Source organism: Pseudomonas sp. SZ40, assembly GCF_052958135.1.
In genome coordinates this window covers 1-16,699 of the sequence record NZ_JBQWIF010000012.1, presented here as the reverse complement: position 1 = coordinate 16,699, position 16,699 = coordinate 1, and the positions used below count along the sequence as shown (strand labels likewise).

Annotated in this window: 14 protein-coding genes and 1 tRNA gene; 7 read left to right on the top strand and 8 right to left on the bottom strand. The window is 61.6% G+C overall.

Annotated features, from left to right (window positions below):
• The first annotated feature begins 66 nt into the window (after positions 1-66).
• The 5 genes from ACT9T4_RS11790 (at position 67) to ACT9T4_RS11770 (ending at position 4,706) form a co-directional block, all read left to right on the top strand.
• Complete coding sequence (locus ACT9T4_RS11790) at positions 67-795, top strand: VC0807 family protein (RefSeq protein WP_179539271.1); 729 nt, start codon at positions 67-69, stop codon at positions 793-795.
• 12 nt (positions 796-807) lie between these two features.
• Positions 808-1,248, top strand: coding sequence for a YqaA family protein (locus tag ACT9T4_RS11785; protein ID WP_179539272.1), 441 nt, complete (start codon positions 808-810; stop codon positions 1,246-1,248).
• 210 nt (positions 1,249-1,458) lie between these two features.
• Positions 1,459-2,412 (top strand): lysylphosphatidylglycerol synthase transmembrane domain-containing protein, encoded by a 954-nt coding sequence (locus tag ACT9T4_RS11780; RefSeq protein ID WP_042553842.1) that lies wholly within the window; start codon positions 1,459-1,461, stop codon positions 2,410-2,412.
• A gap of 231 nt (positions 2,413-2,643) precedes the next feature.
• Positions 2,644-3,909, top strand: coding sequence for an Hsp70 family protein (locus ACT9T4_RS11775; protein WP_499117071.1), 1,266 nt, complete (start codon positions 2,644-2,646; stop codon positions 3,907-3,909).
• Between the two features lie 71 nt (positions 3,910-3,980).
• Positions 3,981-4,706 carry a class I SAM-dependent methyltransferase gene (locus ACT9T4_RS11770; protein ID WP_042553840.1) on the top strand — a complete coding sequence of 242 codons (726 nt, stop codon included), beginning with the start codon at positions 3,981-3,983 and terminating at the stop codon, positions 4,704-4,706.
• A gap of 131 nt (positions 4,707-4,837) precedes the next feature.
• Here ACT9T4_RS11770 and ACT9T4_RS11765 read toward each other — a convergent pair whose 3' ends face one another.
• The gene (locus tag ACT9T4_RS11765; protein ID WP_042553855.1) at positions 4,838-7,150 is read right to left on the bottom strand and encodes a YgiQ family radical SAM protein; all 2,313 of its coding nucleotides are present in this window, start codon (positions 7,148-7,150) and stop codon (positions 4,838-4,840) included.
• A 250-nt stretch (positions 7,151-7,400) separates the two neighbouring features.
• Here ACT9T4_RS11765 and ACT9T4_RS11760 point away from each other — a divergent pair, with 250 nt between their 5' ends.
• Positions 7,401-9,218, top strand: coding sequence for a sensor domain-containing diguanylate cyclase (locus ACT9T4_RS11760; protein WP_499117192.1), 1,818 nt, complete (start codon positions 7,401-7,403; stop codon positions 9,216-9,218).
• A 6-nt stretch (positions 9,219-9,224) separates the two neighbouring features.
• On the opposite strand, the gene dnaB is transcribed toward ACT9T4_RS11760, so the two are convergent.
• The 7 genes from dnaB to rnr form a co-directional block, all read right to left on the bottom strand.
• Entirely contained in the window at positions 9,225-10,619 is a 1,395-nt protein-coding gene (gene dnaB / locus ACT9T4_RS11755) for a replicative DNA helicase (RefSeq protein WP_042553839.1), read from the bottom strand.
• A gap of 115 nt (positions 10,620-10,734) precedes the next feature.
• Complete coding sequence (gene rplI, locus ACT9T4_RS11750) at positions 10,735-11,181, bottom strand: 50S ribosomal protein L9 (RefSeq protein ID WP_042553838.1); 447 nt, start codon at positions 11,179-11,181, stop codon at positions 10,735-10,737.
• A gap of 21 nt (positions 11,182-11,202) precedes the next feature.
• On the bottom strand, positions 11,203-12,096 hold the full coding sequence (locus ACT9T4_RS11745; RefSeq protein WP_042553837.1) for a YybS family protein: 894 nt from the start codon (positions 12,094-12,096) through the stop codon (positions 11,203-11,205).
• Between the two features lie 36 nt (positions 12,097-12,132).
• Positions 12,133-12,363 (bottom strand): 30S ribosomal protein S18, encoded by a 231-nt coding sequence (rpsR, locus tag ACT9T4_RS11740; protein ID WP_003246847.1) that lies wholly within the window; start codon positions 12,361-12,363, stop codon positions 12,133-12,135.
• A gap of 28 nt (positions 12,364-12,391) precedes the next feature.
• The gene (gene rpsF, locus ACT9T4_RS11735) at positions 12,392-12,814 is read right to left on the bottom strand and encodes a 30S ribosomal protein S6 (RefSeq protein ID WP_042553836.1); all 423 of its coding nucleotides are present in this window, start codon (positions 12,812-12,814) and stop codon (positions 12,392-12,394) included.
• 202 nt (positions 12,815-13,016) lie between these two features.
• On the bottom strand, positions 13,017-13,766 hold the full coding sequence (gene rlmB / locus ACT9T4_RS11730; RefSeq protein ID WP_042553835.1) for a 23S rRNA (guanosine(2251)-2'-O)-methyltransferase RlmB: 750 nt from the start codon (positions 13,764-13,766) through the stop codon (positions 13,017-13,019).
• Complete coding sequence (gene rnr / locus ACT9T4_RS11725; protein WP_042553834.1) at positions 13,763-16,255, bottom strand: ribonuclease R; 2,493 nt, start codon at positions 16,253-16,255, stop codon at positions 13,763-13,765. The genes rlmB and rnr overlap by 4 nt, the downstream gene beginning before the upstream one ends.
• A 201-nt stretch (positions 16,256-16,456) precedes the next feature.
• Here rnr and ACT9T4_RS11720 point away from each other — a divergent pair.
• Positions 16,457-16,543 (top strand) — tRNA-Leu (locus tag ACT9T4_RS11720).
• Positions 16,544-16,699 lie beyond the last annotated feature (156 nt).

The following is a 16,699-nucleotide window of genomic DNA, read 5'->3' as shown; positions in this document are numbered from 1 at the left end:
CATTCGGGCTGGCGCCTGAGCCTCAGGCAGGCGATCATCGGGGCTCGTCCACCTGCGCGCAATGACATGACCGATATCACTCAGATGCCCCCCGCGACACACAAACCTCGCCCGTTCATCGATCTGCTGATCAGTATTCTGATCCCCTCGCTGATCCTCATGAAGCTCAGCGGCGAAGCTCGCCTGGGCCCGGATGGCGCACTGGTGCTGGCCCTCGCCTTCCCGCTGTGCTGGGGTGCGTTCGAACTGATCAAGTACCGCAAATTCAACTTCGTCGCCCTGCTCGGCCTGGTCAGCGTGATCCTCACCGGCGGCATCGGTCTGCTGCACCTGGACAACCAGTGGCTGGCGATCAAGGAAGCGGCCATTCCCGGCCTGATCGGCATCGCCGTGCTGGTGTCGACGCGCACCCGCTATCCGTTGATCCGCACACTGCTGTTCAACAAGACGGTGCTCAACGTCGACAAGATTCACGATCGCCTGGAACAGGGCGGTCATACCGAGCGCTTCGAATCGCGTCTGATGCTTGCCACCTACTGGCTCAGCGGCACCTTTTTCTTCTCCTCGGCGATGAACTACATCCTGGCCAAGTGGATCGTCACCAGCCCGGCGGGCAGCGAAGCCTTCAACGACGAGCTGGGCCGCATGACGCTGCTCAGCTACCCGATGATCGCCATCCCGTCGATGATCATGCTGATGGCCATCTTCTACTACCTGTGGCGCACCATTCATGGTCTGACCGGCCTCAAGCTGGAAGAGATCATGGCCAATGCCGAGCAGGACAAGAAGCCCTGACGACGCCTCGCCTTGCTGGACATCTACGCCTACCTGGGACTGTTCACCAGCGCATTCGGTGCAGCGACGCTGCTCCCCTTGCAGTCCGAGGCGGTGCTGGTGGCACTGCTGCTCGGCGGCGCCCAGCCAGTGTGGCTACTGCTGCTGGTGGCCAGTGGGGGCAATGTGCTCGGTTCGCTGGTCAACTGGTGGCTCGGCCGTTATATAGAACGTTTCCGCGGTCGCCGCTGGTTCCCGGTCAGCGACCAACGCCTGCAGCAAGCGCAAAGCTGGTACGGGCGCTATGGGCGCTGGTCACTGCTGCTCAGCTGGCTTCCGGTGGTCGGAGACCCGCTGACCCTGGTGGCGGGCATCATGCGTGAACCGCTGTGGCGTTTCGTGCTTATCGTGACCCTGGCGAAAACCACCCGTTATGCCGTGCTGGCCGCGCTGACACTGGGTTTGAGCAGGTGAAAGGACACACTCGGTAACGGCCTGAAAAACGGTGCCAGTTGAGCAACCGGCCCACCTCCGGGATACTGCGCACCCTGTACACCCACATACTGCCGGGACATCCTCTGGGAAAGGTTCTGAACAATGGGTGCGACAGCTCATCGAATGCAGAGCCGACTGTCCATAGAGACGTGAAACAGGGGATCGCCGTTGCAAGGTACCAAGCCCACGATGAAACGCAGTGACCTGATCTGGACGCTGATCGGGTTGTGCGCCGTGGTCGCGTCCTGCTTCCTGCTCTATCGCGAAGTACGCAATATCTCCCTTGACGAAATTGCCGGTAGCCTCAAGGCGATTCCACACCTGAACTGGATTCTCGCCGCCATCGCCACCCTCGGCGCCTATTCGGCGCTGGCCTGGTACGACCGCATCGCCGTCGCCCATCTGGGCAAGAAGATCTCCTGGCGGTTCATCACCCTGTGCTCGTTCACCACCTATGCCCTGGCTCATAATATCGGCGCCTCGGTGTTTTCCGGTGCGGTAGTGCGCTATCGCGCCTATCGCACCAAGGGTCTCACACCCCATGAAATCGGCATTCTGATCGTCTTCTGCTCCTTCACCTTTGCGCTCGGCACATTGCTGGCCAGCGGCTGCGTGCTGGTGCTGCAGCCGGATCTGATTCACCGTGTACTGGACGTCACGCCGCTGGTATCGGTGGCTGTTGGCGGTTTCCTGCTGCTGCTGGTGGGTCTCTACGTGCTGGGGTCCTGGCTGCAGTTCAAACCCTGGACGTTCGGCAAGCTGCATGTCGAGTATCCACGCCTGCGAATCGTCGGTCGTCAGTTGCTGGCAGGCCCTCTGGAGCTGGCCTGCGCGGCGGCGATCATCTACTTCGCACTGCCCGAGGCCTACAACCCCGGCTATATGGTGGTGCTGGGCGTGTTCCTGGCCTCCTTCTCCCTGGCACTGCTCTCCCACGCCCCGGGCGGCCTGGGCGTACTGGAAGTCAGCTTTCTGGCTGCCATGCCGGAAATTCCGGCGCCGGACGTGCTGGCGGCGCTGATCGTGTTCCGCGGCTTCTATCTGCTGCTGCCGTTCGCGCTGTCGCTGATCGTCGTCCTGGGCTTCGAATGGGGCCAATGGCGCATCCGCCGCGACGGCGTACAAAATCCCCCGTTGCCCTGACGAAGCGGCAGCGCAGCGGCTTCATTCGGCTGGGGTCCATTGACGCTTCACCCATGGCTCTGCGGGTTACGCGAGAAATCTCGCCATGCATCGTTGAAGGACTTGCCAAGGGAACAGCCACTGCCAGCGCCCTCCGCCTAGCTTGGCGAGATTTTTCGCAGCAACGCGGCTCGCGTTGAAGCATCAACAGCCCCTAGAATACGCGGCCGTTTTTTCAGGAGCCGCGCGTCAATGTCCTTTTCAACCCCTGCCCGCGCCTGCGGGATCGACTTCGGCACCTCCAACTCCACCGTTGGCTGGCTGCGCCCGGGCGGCGAAACGCTGATCCCGCTGGAAGACGGCAAGATCACCCTGCCCTCCGTGGTGTTCTTCAACCTCGAAGAGCGCCGCCCGGTCTATGGGCGCCTGGCCCTGCACGAATACCTGGAAGGCTACGAAGGCCGTCTGATGCGCTCGCTGAAGAGCCTGCTCGGCTCCAAGCTGCTGAAAAGCGAAACTGCGGTCATGGGCAGCGCGCTGCCGTTCAAGGACCTGCTCGGCTTCTTCATCGGCGAGTTGAAGAAACGCGCCGAAGCGGTTGCCGAACGCCCGTTCGACGCCGTGGTGCTGGGCCGCCCGGTATTCTTCGTGGATGACGACCCGCTGGCCGACCAGGAAGCCGAGAACACCCTGATCGCCGTGGCACAGAAGCTGGGCTTCAAGGACGTCTCCTTCCAGTACGAGCCGATCGCCGCAGCCTTCGATTACGAGTCGACCATCGAGCGTGAAGAGCTGGTGCTGATCGTCGATATCGGCGGCGGTACCTCGGACTTCTCCCTGGTGCGACTGGCACCCGAGCGCCGTCAGCTGGCCGAGCGTCAGGAGGACATCCTGGCCACCGGAGGTGTGCATATCGGCGGGACCGACTTCGACAAGCAACTCAGCCTGCAAGGGGTGATGCCGCTGTTCGGTTACGGCAGCCGGATGAAGAGCGACGCGCCGATGCCCACCAGCATGCACCTCAACCTGGCGACCTGGCACACCATCAACATGGTCTACTCGGCCGCGTCGCAACGGGCACTGCAGAACATGCGCTACGACATCGTCGATCCGACCGGCATCGATCGCCTGTTCCGCCTGATCGAGCAGCGCGCCGGCCACTGGCTGGCCATGCAGGTGGAGGACAGCAAGATCGCCCTGACCGAACAGCGTCAGCATCCCATCGACCTGCAGCGTATCGAGGCAGGGCTGATCGCCGAGCTGACCCGTGAGCTGTTCGAGGACAGCATCGCCGCGCTGCTCGAACGCATCCGCGGCAGTGTTAGCGGGCTGCTCGCCGATGCTGGCGTCGGCCTGGAACAGGTCGATACGGTGTTCTTCACCGGCGGCTCCAGCGGTGTACCGGCACTGCGTCAGAGCGTGGCTGCACTGCTGCCCAACGCCCGCCACGTTGAAGGCAATACCTTCGGCAGTATCGGCAGCGGACTGGCCATCGAGGCGAAGAAGCGCTACGGCTGATACCGAACGGATAGGGACAAGGGATCGCGACTACTCTATATTCTCGCGATCTCACTCCATGGACGGCCACCATGCACACCCTAGAACGTATCTACCCGCTGAAAATGGACGAAAGGCTGGCGGCCGACCAGGCGACCCTTGATCTGCATATGCAGCGTTACGAGTTCGCCAGCCGCTCGCTGCAGGGTCAGCGCGTACTCGATATGGCCTGTGGCTGCGGCTACGGCAGTGCACTGCTGGCCGAACAGCACCCGGACAAGCAGATTACCGGCATCGATATCGATCCCGAAGCGATCGCCTACGCCCAGGCCAACTACCAGAAACCCAACCTGCGCTACGTCTGCGCGAACGCGGAGACCTTCGCCGACAGCCAGGGCTTCGACAGCATCGTCAGCCTGGAAACCATCGAACACCTGCCCGATCCGGTTCGCCTGGTAGACAACTACGCCACCCTGCTGGCCAAGGGCGGCCGCATCATCGCCTCGGTGCCGACCACGCCGACCCTGGATGGCAACCCCCACCACCTCCACGACTTCAGCCCGCGCAGCTTCTTCGCGCTGTTCCGCCGCCATGGTCTGAAACCGCGGGAACGCTTCGAGCAGATCCAGCGCTGGGAGTTTTCCGGATTGTTCAAGAAGCCCAAGAAAGCGGCCCGCCAGCACCGCTCGGAAGGCGTCGGCAACGCCGTATTGGCTTACTACCGCAGCCACCCGCTGTACCTCTTCAAGCGGCTGTTCTCGATCCTGCGCTATGGCGCCAGCAACCGCTACCTGACCTGCCGTTTCAGCGTCGACTAGTCAGCGGCAAGTGACGAAAGCGGACGCTCGCCTGCCACTTGCGGGAACGCGCCATGCCCGTGACTTCGCGGGCATGGCGCGCTTGCACGATGGATCGCTGAACGGCGGCTACGGCCTTGAAGCCCACCCGTTTAACGCGGTACCGCAGGCTTCTTGACCGGCTTCTTACCCTTGCCTGCGCCAGCACGCTCGCGCGCGGCCTGCTGATTGCGTGCCTCGGCAGCCGCCTTGGCCTGCTCGCGCTTGTCCCAGGGCTTGCTGCCGTCGCTGCCACGCGGTGGCAGGCCGGTGTGCTGGGTGAGGATGCGCCCACCAGCAGGCTTGCCGCCGCCATTGCCGGCGACCTTCTTGCTACCGGCCGGCGTGGAATTCTTGCGCCGGGCACTCTGGTACTCATCGGCCTTTGGCTGATAGGTCGGGATCAGGTGGTGCTTGCCATCACCGATCAGGTCGGCGCGCCCCATGCGCTGCAGCGCCTCACGCAGCATCGGCCACCCCTTCGGATCGTGATAACGCAAGAACGCCTTGTGCAGGCGGCGCTGCTCCTCGCTCTTGACGATGGTCACGCCGTCACTCTTGTAGGTGACCTTGCGCAGCGGGTTCTTGCCCGAGTGGTACATGGCCGTGGCGGTGGCCATCGGCGACGGGTAGAACGCCTGCACCTGGTCGGCACGGAAACCGTGCTCCTTGAGCCACAGGGCCAGGTTCATCATGTCTTCATCGGTGGTGCCGGGGTGGGCAGCGATGAAGTAAGGAATCAGGTACTGCTCCTTGCCCGCCTCCTTGGAGTACTTCTCGAACATGCGCTTGAACTTATCATAGCTGCCGATGCCCGGTTTCATCATCTGGTTGAGCGGGCCTTCCTCGGTATGCTCCGGGGCGATCTTCAAGTAACCACCCACGTGGTGGGTGACCAGTTCCTTGACGTACTCCGGCGACTCGACGGCCAGGTCGTAACGCAGGCCCGAAGCGATGAGGATCTTCTTCACCCCCGGCAACGCGCGGGCGCTGCGATACAGCTGGATCAGCGACGAGTGATCGGTATTCAGGTTCGGGCAGATGCCGGGGAACACGCAGGACGGCTTGCGGCACGCGGATTCGATTTCCGGGCTCTTGCAGGCGATGCGGTACATGTTCGCGGTCGGGCCGCCGAGATCGGAAATGACGCCGGTGAATCCAGGCACCTTGTCGCGGATTTCCTCGATCTCACGAATGATCGATTCTTCCGAGCGGTTCTGGATGATGCGCCCCTCGTGCTCGGTGATCGAGCAGAAGGTGCAGCCACCGAAGCAGCCGCGCATGATGTTCACCGAGAAGCGGATCATGTCGTAGGCCGGAATCTTCTCCTTGCCGTACGCCGGGTGCGGAACGCGCGCATAGGGCATGCCGAACACGTAGTCCATTTCCTCGGTGGTCATCGGAATGGGTGGCGGGTTGAACCATACGTCGATTTCACCGTGCTTCTGCACCAGCGCCCGAGCGTTGCCCGGGTTGGTTTCCAGATGCAGCACACGGTTGGCGTGCGCATAAAGCACCGGGTCGTTACGTACCTTCTCCATGGATGGCAGACGAATCACCGTCTTGTCGCGGGTCATCTTCGGGCTGGCGAGGATCTGCACGACCTTGGCTTCGTTGGGATCTTCGACATTGCCCCTTTCCTGCTCAATGGCGCAGGCCTGGGTGTCCTGAGTGTTGACGTACGGGTTGATGATCTTGTCGACCTTGCCCGGACGGTCAATACGCGTGGAATCGACCTCGTACCAGTCTTTCGGCGTATCGCGGCGAATGAACGCGGTGCCGCGCACGTCGGTGATGTCTTCGACTTTCTGCCCATAGGACAGGCGCTGGGCGACCTCGACGATGGCGCGCTCGGCGTTGCCGTACAGCAGGATATCGGCACTGGCATCGATCAGGATCGAGTTGCGCACCCGGTCCTGCCAGTAATCGTAGTGGGCGATGCGGCGCAACGAGGCCTCGATGCCACCGAGCACGATAGGCACGTGCTTGTACGCTTCCTTGCAGCGCTGGCTGTAGACCAGGCTGGCGCGATCCGGGCGCTTGCCCGCCAGACCGCCAGGCGTGTAGGCATCGTCGGAACGGATTTTCTTGTCCGCGGTGTAACGGTTGATCATCGAGTCCATGTTGCCGGCCGCGACACCAAAGAACAGGTTGGGCTCGCCGAGCTTCATGAAGTCGTCTTTGGACTGCCAGTCGGGCTGGGCGATGATGCCCACACGGAAGCCCTGGGACTCCAGCAGACGGCCAATGATCGCCATCCCGAACGACGGGTGGTCGACATAGGCATCACCGGTAACGATGATGATGTCGCAGGAATCCCAGCCAAGCTGATCCATCTCCTCCCTGCTCATTGGCAGGAAAGGGGCGGGGCCGAAGCACTCGGCCCAGTATTTTGGATAGTCGAACAGCGGCTTGGCGGCTTGCATGGCGATGACCGATTTATTCAGGAATTTCACGGGGCGCGGAATATAGCACATTTTTTAACCAAACCCGACTGTACCGCTGGGTTAAAACGTCGCTTGGCGGCCTATCCGACGGCGTGCAATATGATTGCGAGCAGTCATCAAAAACCTGCCGCCTCGGTATACTCTTCAAAGCAGAACAACAACGGTCGTGCACAGGCCACCAAGGAGCCTCCGCTTGCAGCGGCTAGCCATATTCCTGATCTCGCTGCTGATGCTCTCGTGCCTGAGTCTGGGTGCTCGGGGCGACAGCATCACGCTCGATGCCGGCAGCAGTGGCCTGGCGCTCAACCCTCATATCGAACTGCTCGAAGATCCCGGGTCCCGGCTGAGCATAGCGGACATGGCCGACCCGGCCGTGCAACAACGCTTCGTGCCTGCCCAGGGCAAGGCAAGCGTCGGCCAGAGCCCCAACCCCTGGTGGATCAAGGTCACCCTGCAAACCAACCAGACAGCGCCGGGCGCCTGGTGGCTGGAAGTCGCCGCCGTCAGCCTGCTCGATCTTCAACTGTTCCTGCCCGACGGCGAACGAGGCTGGCAGCTGCGCCAGTCCGGCGAAGTGGTGACCTTCGACGAAGGTCGTGATCATGCCCACCGTCGCCTGCTGTTCCAGCTACCGGCGCTGAGCGAGCAACCACTGACCCTCTACCTGCGCAGCTTCGACCCTGCGGGCAACTCCTTTCCGTTGAAGGTCTGGCAACTCGATGACCTGAGCACCCTGAGCGCCAACGAAAACCTCTGGCTCGGCGTGATCTACGGGGTCATCACCGCCCTGCTGCTGTACAACCTGTTCATTTTCTTCGCGCTGCGCGACTCGGCTTACTTCTGGTACGTGATCACCACCCTGGGGGCGCTGCTGATGATCCTCGGCATGACCGGCCACGGCTTCCAGTACCTGTGGCCGAATGCACCTGTGCCCTTCTGGCTCGACCGCATCAGTCTGCCGGCGCTATGGGGCTTTGGTGCCTGCCGCTTCACCCAGACGCTGCTGCAGACTCGCCGCCATGTCCCATGGGCCCATCACCTGCTGACCATAAGCTGCGTGCTGTACGTCGTTGCCGTCACGGCGGATGGCATCGGCCACCGCGCCGTGGGCGCCTGGGTCTTCGTGCTGCTGTCGTTCACGGCCATTCCCGCAGCGCTCTGGGCCTCCCTCGTGCGCTGGCGCCAGGGCTACTTTCCGGCCTGCCTGTACTTCTGCGGTTACGGCATGATTCTGGCCAGCGTCAACCTGCTGCTGCTACGCGCCACCGGTGTGATTCAGCCGGCCGCATGGAGCACCTACGTCTTCCCGGTTGCGGTAGCCGTCGAGTCGATTCTGTTCTCGTTCGCCCTGGCTTACCGCATTCAACTGCTGAAGAACCAGCGCTCCGAAGCACTGCTGCAGGCAGGCCGTGAAAAAAGTGCCCGGCTGGCCCAGGTACAAGCCAGCGCTGACGAACTGCAACTGGCCGTGGAACAGCGCACCGCGGAACTGAAGGCGACCAACCAGCAGTTGTCACAGCGCGAGCAGGAGCTGCGCCACGCGGCGTTTCACGACCCGCTGACCGAGCTGCCGAACCGCCGCCACCTGGTCGCGCAATGCGAGAGCGCGCTGCTCAACGCGCACAAGTCGGGTGAAGCGCTGGCGCTGCTATTGATAGATCTCGATCACTTCAAACCGATCAATGACAGGTATGGCCACGATGCAGGTGACCTGATGCTGCAGCACATCGGCAGGCGCATCAGGGAACATGTGCGGGCGAGCGACACGGTCGCCCGGCTCGGAGGAGACGAATTCGCCGTACTGATCGGCGGGGCGGATGCGCAAGACCATGCCCACGATGTCGCCGACCGCCTGCTCGCGGAACTGGCCAAGCCGGTGGCCTATGGCGATCAGAAACTGACGGTGAGCATCAGCATCGGCGTGGCGTTCTATCCGCAGCACGCCGAGCAGTTCGCCAGCCTCTACAAGGCCGCTGACCAGGCGCTCTATCAGGCCAAGGCAGCGGGGCGCTCGGGTACCGCCGTGTACGGCGGCAGCGAGGCGTAGATACGCTTATTCGTCTTCGAACTGGTAGCTGCCCGGCGCCAGGTTCTCGAAGCGCGAGTACTTGCCGAGGAACGCCAGTCGCGCCGTACCCAGCGGGCCGTTACGCTGCTTGCCGATGATGATTTCCGCCACGCCCTTGTACTCGGTCTCGGGGTGATAGACCTCGTCCCGGTACACGAACATGATGATATCGGCGTCCTGCTCGATCGCACCGGATTCGCGCAAGTCGGAGTTGATCGGGCGCTTGTTGGGCCGCTGCTCCAGGCCCCGGTTGAGCTGGGAGAGCGCGATCACCGGGCAGTTGAATTCCTTGGCCAGCGCCTTGAGCGAGCGCGAGATCTCGGAAATCTCGTTCACCCGACTGTCACCGCTGGAGCCGGGGATCTGCATCAACTGCAGGTAGTCGACCATGATCAGACCGATCTCGCCGTGCTCGCGCGCGAGCCGCCGGGAGCGCGCACGCATCTCCGAAGGCGAGATACCGGCGGTATCGTCGATGAACAGCTTGCGGTCGTTGAGCAGGTTGACCGCCGAGGTCAACCGCGGCCAGTCGTCATCGTCCAGACGACCGGCACGCACCTTGGTCTGATCGATGCGCCCCAGGGACGCCAGCATACGAATCACGATGGATTCCGAAGGCATCTCCAGGGAATACACCAGAATCGACTTGTCGCTGCGCATCAGCGCGTTTTCCACCAGGTTCATGGCGAACGTGGTCTTACCCATCGACGGACGTCCGGCGACGATGATCAGGTCGGCCGGCTGCAGGCCGCTGGTGAGATCGTCCAGGTCAGAGAAGCCGGTAGACAGGCCAGTGATCGCATCGCCGTTGTTGAACAGCTCGTCGATACGGTCGATGGCCTTGACCAGGATGTCGTTGATGCCCACCGGGCCACCGGTCTTCGGGCGCGCCTCGGCGATCTGGAAGATCAGGCGCTCGGCCTCGTCGAGGATTTCCTCGCCGGTACGCCCCTCGGGCGCATAGGCACTGTCGGCGATCTCGTTGCTGATGCCGATCAGCTTGCGCAGCGTGGCACGCTCGCGAATGATCTGCGCGTAGGCCTTGATGTTGGCCACCGAAGGCGTGTTCTTGGCCAGCTCCCCCAGATAGGCCATGCCACCGACCTGAGACAACTGCCCTTCCTTGTCCAGCTGTTCGGAAAGGGTCACCACGTCGAACGGCTGATTGCGCTCGGCCAGCTTGTGGATGGAGCGAAACACCAGGCGATGATCGTGGCGGTAGAAATCGCCATCGGAAACCTGGTCCAGCACACGCTCCCACGCGTTGTTATCGAGCATCAGACCACCGAGCACCGCCTGCTCGGCCTCGATCGAGTGCGGCGGCACCTTCAAGGCAGAGGTTTGCAGGTCGTACTGTTCAGTAATGCTGATGTCGTTCATGGGAGCCTGGAAAGAATGCTTGCGTTGAAAAACAAAAGGCACGGCATCGCTTTCGCAATGCCGTGCCCGATGTTAGCGGGAACGCACCGGAGTGCAAACCCGCCTAGCAGCGCAATTAAGCGGCTACTACGATTACCTTTACGGTCGCTTCGACATCGCTGTGCAGGTGCACGGCTACGTCGTATTCGCCAACCTGGCGAATGGTACCGTTCGGCAGACGAACTTCAGCTTTGGCCACTTCGACGCCGGAGGCGGTCAGTGCGTCAGCGATGTCGTGAGTGCCGATGGAACCGAACAGCTTGCCTTCATCGCCCGCGGTAGCGGTGATGGTGACTTCCAGCTCGGCCAGCTGAGCAGCGCGCGACTCGGCCGAAGCTTTCTTGTCGGCAGCGGCTTTTTCCAGGTCAGCGCGACGGGCTTCGAAAGCAGCGACGTTGGCTTCGGTGGCAGCAGTAGCTTTGCCTTGCGGCAGCAGGAAATTGCGGCCGTAACCGGCTTTAACGTTCACTTTATCGCCCAGGTTGCCCAGGTTGGCGACTTTTTCCAGCAGGATGACTTCCATTTGGGTGTTACCTCTTAACTTTTAACCTTCACCGTTGGCGGGACCCGAACCGGGCTTGTCCGCCAGACGACCACGAAAATCAAACAGACTGTCGACGATGGCTAAAACCACCAGCAAGGGAAAGATCAGTTGCATGAACAGCAGCAGCGTTATGTACATCCCGACCAGCCAGAACTTCGACAGTCGGCCCTTGGCCACCAGCCCGTGCAACAGGGCGATGCCTGCAAATGCCAGCGGAACACTGCACAACGGTGTAAGCATGGCCATCTCGACACCCAGATTGGGTCCGAGCAGCATGCCGACCAGCAGTAACGTCGCCAGCATCGGCGGAAATCTCAGTTCGCGGAATTCGGAACCGAAACCTCCCGGGTTATACAACGCCGCTTGCCAGAACCGCCCAAGCATCAGGCTAAGCAAGCTGACCACCTGCAGCAACGCTGCCAGCAATCCGGTCAAGACCGGTGCAATAAGACTCTGAAGACGCGCCTGATCATCCACCGACATCTGTTGGTGAACGCCATCGAACATCTGCGGCAGAAGCTTACTCAGCTCCTGCGCCATGGCTTCGATGGGCTCGCGGAACGTCGCCCCCAATACCAGTCCATACACCAGGCCCAGCGCGATGCTGAACAACAGCACCCGTCTCCAGGACTGATTGGCGCGCAATACACACGCCAGCCCCAGCGCACCCAGCAACACCAACAAGGTGCGCGGTTCGCCGAAGTACCACCAGCCAATGGCCGGCAGCAAAGCCCAGGCGAGGATGCCAATGGCATCACTCAGACCACGCCGCAGGAGCACCAGGCAACCTGCGGCAGCACTCAACCAGAACAGCAGCGGCAATGCCGCAGAACCGACCACCACCAAGGTGGCCTGCATACGGCCGCGCATTATGAATTCTGCCAAGGCGCGCATGCGTTTTATCCCTTACTACTTGTCGATCGTCCGATCTTATCGGCCGTGGCTGTCGGTGTAGGGCAGCAGGGCCAGGAAGCGGGCGCGCTTGATAGCAGTAGCCAGCTGACGCTGATAACGAGCCTTGGTACCGGTGATACGGCTAGGAACGATTTTGCCGGTTTCCGAGATGTAGGCTTTCAGGGTGTTGAGATCTTTGAAATCGATCTCTTTCACGTCTTCAGCGGTGAAACGGCAGAATTTACGACGACGGAAGAAACGTGCCATGGGATTGGCTCCTCAATAGATCCGGTGATTACTCGTCAGCGTTGTCGCTGTCGTTGTTGTCGCTGTCATCGCCGTCGTTGGACTCGGCGTTTTCAGGACGTTCACGACGCTCACGGCGCTCACTGCGGTTTTCTTCGGCCTTGAGCATCTCGGATTGGCCGGTAACGGCTTCTTCGCGACGGATGACCAGGTTACGGATCACGGCATCGTTGTAGCGGAAGTTGTCTTCCAGCTCGGCCAGGGCCTTGCCGCTGCACTCAACGTTCAGCATCACGTAGTGAGCCTTGTGAACGTTGTTGATTGCGTAGGCCAGTTGACGACGACCCCAATCTTCCAGACGGTGGATTTTGCCGCCGTCTTCTTCGATCAGCTTGGTGTAACGCTCGACCATGCCGCCGACTTGCTCGCTCTGGTCCGGGTGAACCAGAAAGATGATTTCGTAATGACGCATGAATGCTCCTTACGGGTTGTAGCCTGCCGCGAAATGCGGTCAGGCAAGGAGTGAATGACACTGTTGACTTGCTGAAACGGAGAGGCGCGCAAACGCCTGCCATGACGGCAAGGGGCGACATTCTAGAGAAGCGCCCCACCGCACGCAAGGTGAACTGGTGATATTTTGAACAGCGATCGCCGGCGATGAGCCAGCGATCGCTTCAGCGCTTGACCGAGCGGCGCTGGCGCAACGCCTCGAACAGGCAAATGCCGGTGGCGACCGACACGTTGAGACTGCTGACGCTACCGGCCATGGGCAACTTGACCAGGTAATCGCAGTGCTCGCGCGTCAGGCGGCGCATGCCCTTGCCTTCGGCGCCCATGATCAGCACCGTCGGGCCGGTCATGTCCTGCTGGAACAGCTCCTGTTCGGCCTCACCCGCCGTACCGACGATCCACAGACCACGCTGCTGGAGCTTTTCCAGGCTGCGCGCCAGGTTGGTCACCGCTACCAGCGGGATCACTTCCGCGGCACCACAGGCCACCTTGCGCACCACCGGTGTCAGCGTCGCGGACTTGTCCTTCGGCACGATCACCGCCAGCGCGCCCGCGGCATCGGCGGTACGCAGGCAGGCACCGAGGTTGTGCGGATCGGTCACGCCATCGAGCACCAGCAGCAGCGGCGGGCCTTCGCAACGGTCGAGCAACTCCTCGAGCATCGCTTCGCCCCACACCTGACTAGGGCTGACGTCGGCAACCACGCCCTGGTGCACGCCCTCGACCCAGGCATCCATCTCGCGACGCTCGCACTGGCCGACGGCGACGCGCGCCTGCCCAGCCAGTTCGAGCAGCGGTTGAACGCGAGGATCGCTGCGACCGTCGGCCAGCCAGATCTGCTTCACCCGCTTGGGGTGATGACGCAACAGCGCCTCCACGGCATGCACGCCGTAGATCTTTTCCAACTGGCTCATGACTTGGCCTTGCTCTTCGACGGCCCCTTGCGATGCCGACTTGGCTTGCCACCCTTGTCGGCAGCCTTGCTGGCACCCCTGCCAGAAGACTTCGAGTCGGCGAGCAACGCTTTCTTCACATCGCGGCTTTTCTGCACGTCGGTATTGCTGGTCGACGCGCCACGGGAGCTCTTGCCGCCACGGCTGTCGCTACCGGAGTCGCGACGCTTGCGTGCCGCTGGCGCTTCGTCGGCACCCTGGGCCATCTCGAAGTCGATCTTGCGCTCGTCGAGATCGACGCGCATGACCTTGACCGACACGCTGTCGCCAAGGCGGAAGCTGCGGCCACTGCGCTCGCCGGCGAGGCGATGATGCACGGGATCGAAGTGGTAGTAGTCTCCCGGCAGCGCCGTGACGTGCACCAGGCCTTCGACGTAGATGTCCTTGAGCTCGACGAACAGACCGAAGCCGGTCACCGCAGTGATCACGCCCGGGAAGGTTTCACCGACGCGATCCTTCATGAACTCGCACTTGAGCCAGTTGACCACGTCACGGGTGGCTTCATCGGCACGGCGCTCGGACATCGAGCACTGCTCGCCGAGCTGCTCCAGCGTTGGTTCGTCGTACGGGTAGATACGCGCCTTGGGCATGCTGACCGCGCCGGCACGCTGAACATGGGGCGTATCCTGCTTGGAGCGGATCACGCTGCGAATCGCACGATGGATCAACAGATCCGGATAACGGCGGATCGGCGACGTGAAGTGTGCGTAAGCGTCGTAGTTCAGACCGAAGTGGCCCTGGTTGTCGGCGCTATAAACCGCCTGACTCAACGAGCGCAGCATCACGGTCTGGATCAGGTGGTAGTCATCACGACCGCGAATGCTTTCCAGCAACGCCTGGTAGTCCTTCGGCGACGGACCATCCTTTGGCTTGCCACGGTGCAGGGAGAGGCCCAGCTCACCGAGGAATGCCTTGAGCTTTTCCAGGCGCTCCGGCGGCGGGCCGTCGTGCACGCGATACAGCGCAGGAATGCCGTGCTTCTGCATGAACGCCGCGGTGGCCACGTTGGCCGCCAGCATGCATTCCTCGATCAGCTTGTGGGCATCATTGCGCTGGGTCGGACGGATCTCCGCGATCTTGCGGCCGGAGCCGAAGATGATGCGGGTTTCCTGGGTTTCGAAATCGATCGCCCCACGCTCATGGCGCGCCGCGAGCAGCACCTGATACAACGAGTACAGCTGATTGAGGTGGGGCAATACGTCCTTGTATTCGCTGCGCAGCGCCTTGCCTTCGCTGCTCTTCGGCTGCTCGAGCATGGCGCTGACCTTGTTGTAGGTCAGGCGCGCATGGGAGTGGATCACCGCCTCGTAGAACTGATAGTCGGTCATCTTGCCGGTCTTGGAGATGGTGATCTCGCAGACCATGGCCAGACGATCGACTTGCGGATTCAGCGAGCACAGGCCGTTGGACAGCTCTTCCGGCAGCATCGGGATGACCCGTTCCGGGAAATACACCGAGTTGCCACGCACCTGGGCCTCGGCATCCAGAGCCGAACCCACTTTCACGTAATGAGAAACGTCGGCGATGGCCACGTACAGCTTCCAGCCACCGGAGAACAGCCGCCAGTTGCTGCCGTTCTTCTCGCAGAACACCGCATCGTCGAAGTCCCGCGCATCCTCACCGTCGATGGTGACGAAAGGGATATGGCGCATGTCGACGCGGTTTTCCTTGTCCTTCTCTTCGACTTCGGGCTTGAGCTTGCGCGCTTCCTTGATCACCGCGTCGGGCCAGACATGGGGAATGTCATAGCTGCGCAACGCCACGTCGATTTCCATGCCCGGCGCCATGTAGTTGCCGACCACTTCGGTCACGTCACCCTGCGGCTGGAAACGTGGCGTCGGCCAGTGGGTGATCGTCACTTCGACGAACTGCCCCTGCTTGGCACCACCGTTGCGTCCTGCCGTCACCAACACTTCCTGCTGGATTTTCGGGTTGTCGGGAATCACGAAGCCGATACCGCTCTCTTCGTAATAACGACCGACGATGGTCTCGTGACCACGGGAAATCACTTCGACGATGGCGCCTTCACGGCGACCACGACGATCGAGGCCGGAAACTCGCGCCAGCGCACGGTCACCATCGAACACCATGCGCATCTGCGCCGGACTGAGGAACAGATCGTCGCTACCATCGTCCGGCACCAGGAAACCAAAGCCGTCACGGTGGCCACTGACGCGACCAAGAATCAGATCAAGCTTGTCCACCGGGGCATAGGTGCCGCGGCGGGTATAGATCAGCTGGCCGTCGCGCTCCATGGCGCGCAGCCGGCGGCGCAGCGCCTCGGCCTGATCTTCGGTGCTCAACCCGAGCTCGTCGAGCAGCTCCTCACGGTTGGCGGGCGAGCCGCGCTCAGCCAGATGCTGAAGAATCAGCTCGCGGCTAGGAATGGGGTTGTCATACTTTTCCGCTTCACGAGCGGCCTCGGGATCGAGGGATTGCCAATCGGCCATTAGAACCTGTTCACCTTATCTATAGAGTCGGTTTTGCCATGTGTCTATTGAAGCGCGAAAGCGCCCTTCGGGTCAGCCTTCAACGCGAATAATTTTTCGACGTCAGGGGTTTACAAGGTAAAAGCACGACCGTATAGTTCGCGCCCACAGCGTCGAGCAGACGTTGTAACACGGAACGGATGACCAATCATCAGTTTCAGTGCCCAGGTGGCGGAATTGGTAGACGCGCTGGTTTCAGGTATCAGTGACCGCAAGGTCGTGGAAGTTCGAGTCTTCTCCTGGGCACCATATTTCGTAAAGTAGCTTGATAACCTACTTTGCAAATAACGGATGTAATGATCCGTACCGGCAACGGTGAACATTACTGCAGTGCCCAGGTGGCGGAATTGGTAGACGCGCTGGTTTCAGGTATCAGTGACCGCAAGGTCGTGGAAGTTCGAGTCT

Coding starts and splice junctions, on each gene's coding strand:
- ACT9T4_RS11790 (WP_179539271.1), top strand. CDS start 67: ATGACCGATATCACTCAGATGCCCCCCGCGACACACAAACCTCGCCCG.
- ACT9T4_RS11780 (WP_042553842.1), top strand. CDS start 1,459: ATGAAACGCAGTGACCTGATCTGGACGCTGATCGGGTTGTGCGCCGTG.
- ACT9T4_RS11775 (WP_499117071.1), top strand. CDS start 2,644: ATGTCCTTTTCAACCCCTGCCCGCGCCTGCGGGATCGACTTCGGCACC.
- ACT9T4_RS11770 (WP_042553840.1), top strand. CDS start 3,981: ATGCACACCCTAGAACGTATCTACCCGCTGAAAATGGACGAAAGGCTG.
- ACT9T4_RS11765 (WP_042553855.1), bottom strand. CDS start 7,150: ATGCAAGCCGCCAAGCCGCTGTTCGACTATCCAAAATACTGGGCCGAG.
- ACT9T4_RS11760 (WP_499117192.1), top strand. CDS start 7,401: ATGCTCTCGTGCCTGAGTCTGGGTGCTCGGGGCGACAGCATCACGCTC.
- dnaB (WP_042553839.1), bottom strand. CDS start 10,619: ATGAACGACATCAGCATTACTGAACAGTACGACCTGCAAACCTCTGCC.
- rplI (WP_042553838.1), bottom strand. CDS start 11,181: ATGGAAGTCATCCTGCTGGAAAAAGTCGCCAACCTGGGCAACCTGGGC.
- ACT9T4_RS11745 (WP_042553837.1), bottom strand. CDS start 12,096: ATGCGCGCCTTGGCAGAATTCATAATGCGCGGCCGTATGCAGGCCACC.
- rpsR (WP_003246847.1), bottom strand. CDS start 12,363: ATGGCACGTTTCTTCCGTCGTCGTAAATTCTGCCGTTTCACCGCTGAA.
- rpsF (WP_042553836.1), bottom strand. CDS start 12,814: ATGCGTCATTACGAAATCATCTTTCTGGTTCACCCGGACCAGAGCGAG.
- rlmB (WP_042553835.1), bottom strand. CDS start 13,766: ATGAGCCAGTTGGAAAAGATCTACGGCGTGCATGCCGTGGAGGCGCTG.
- rnr (WP_042553834.1), bottom strand. CDS start 16,255: ATGGCCGATTGGCAATCCCTCGATCCCGAGGCCGCTCGTGAAGCGGAA.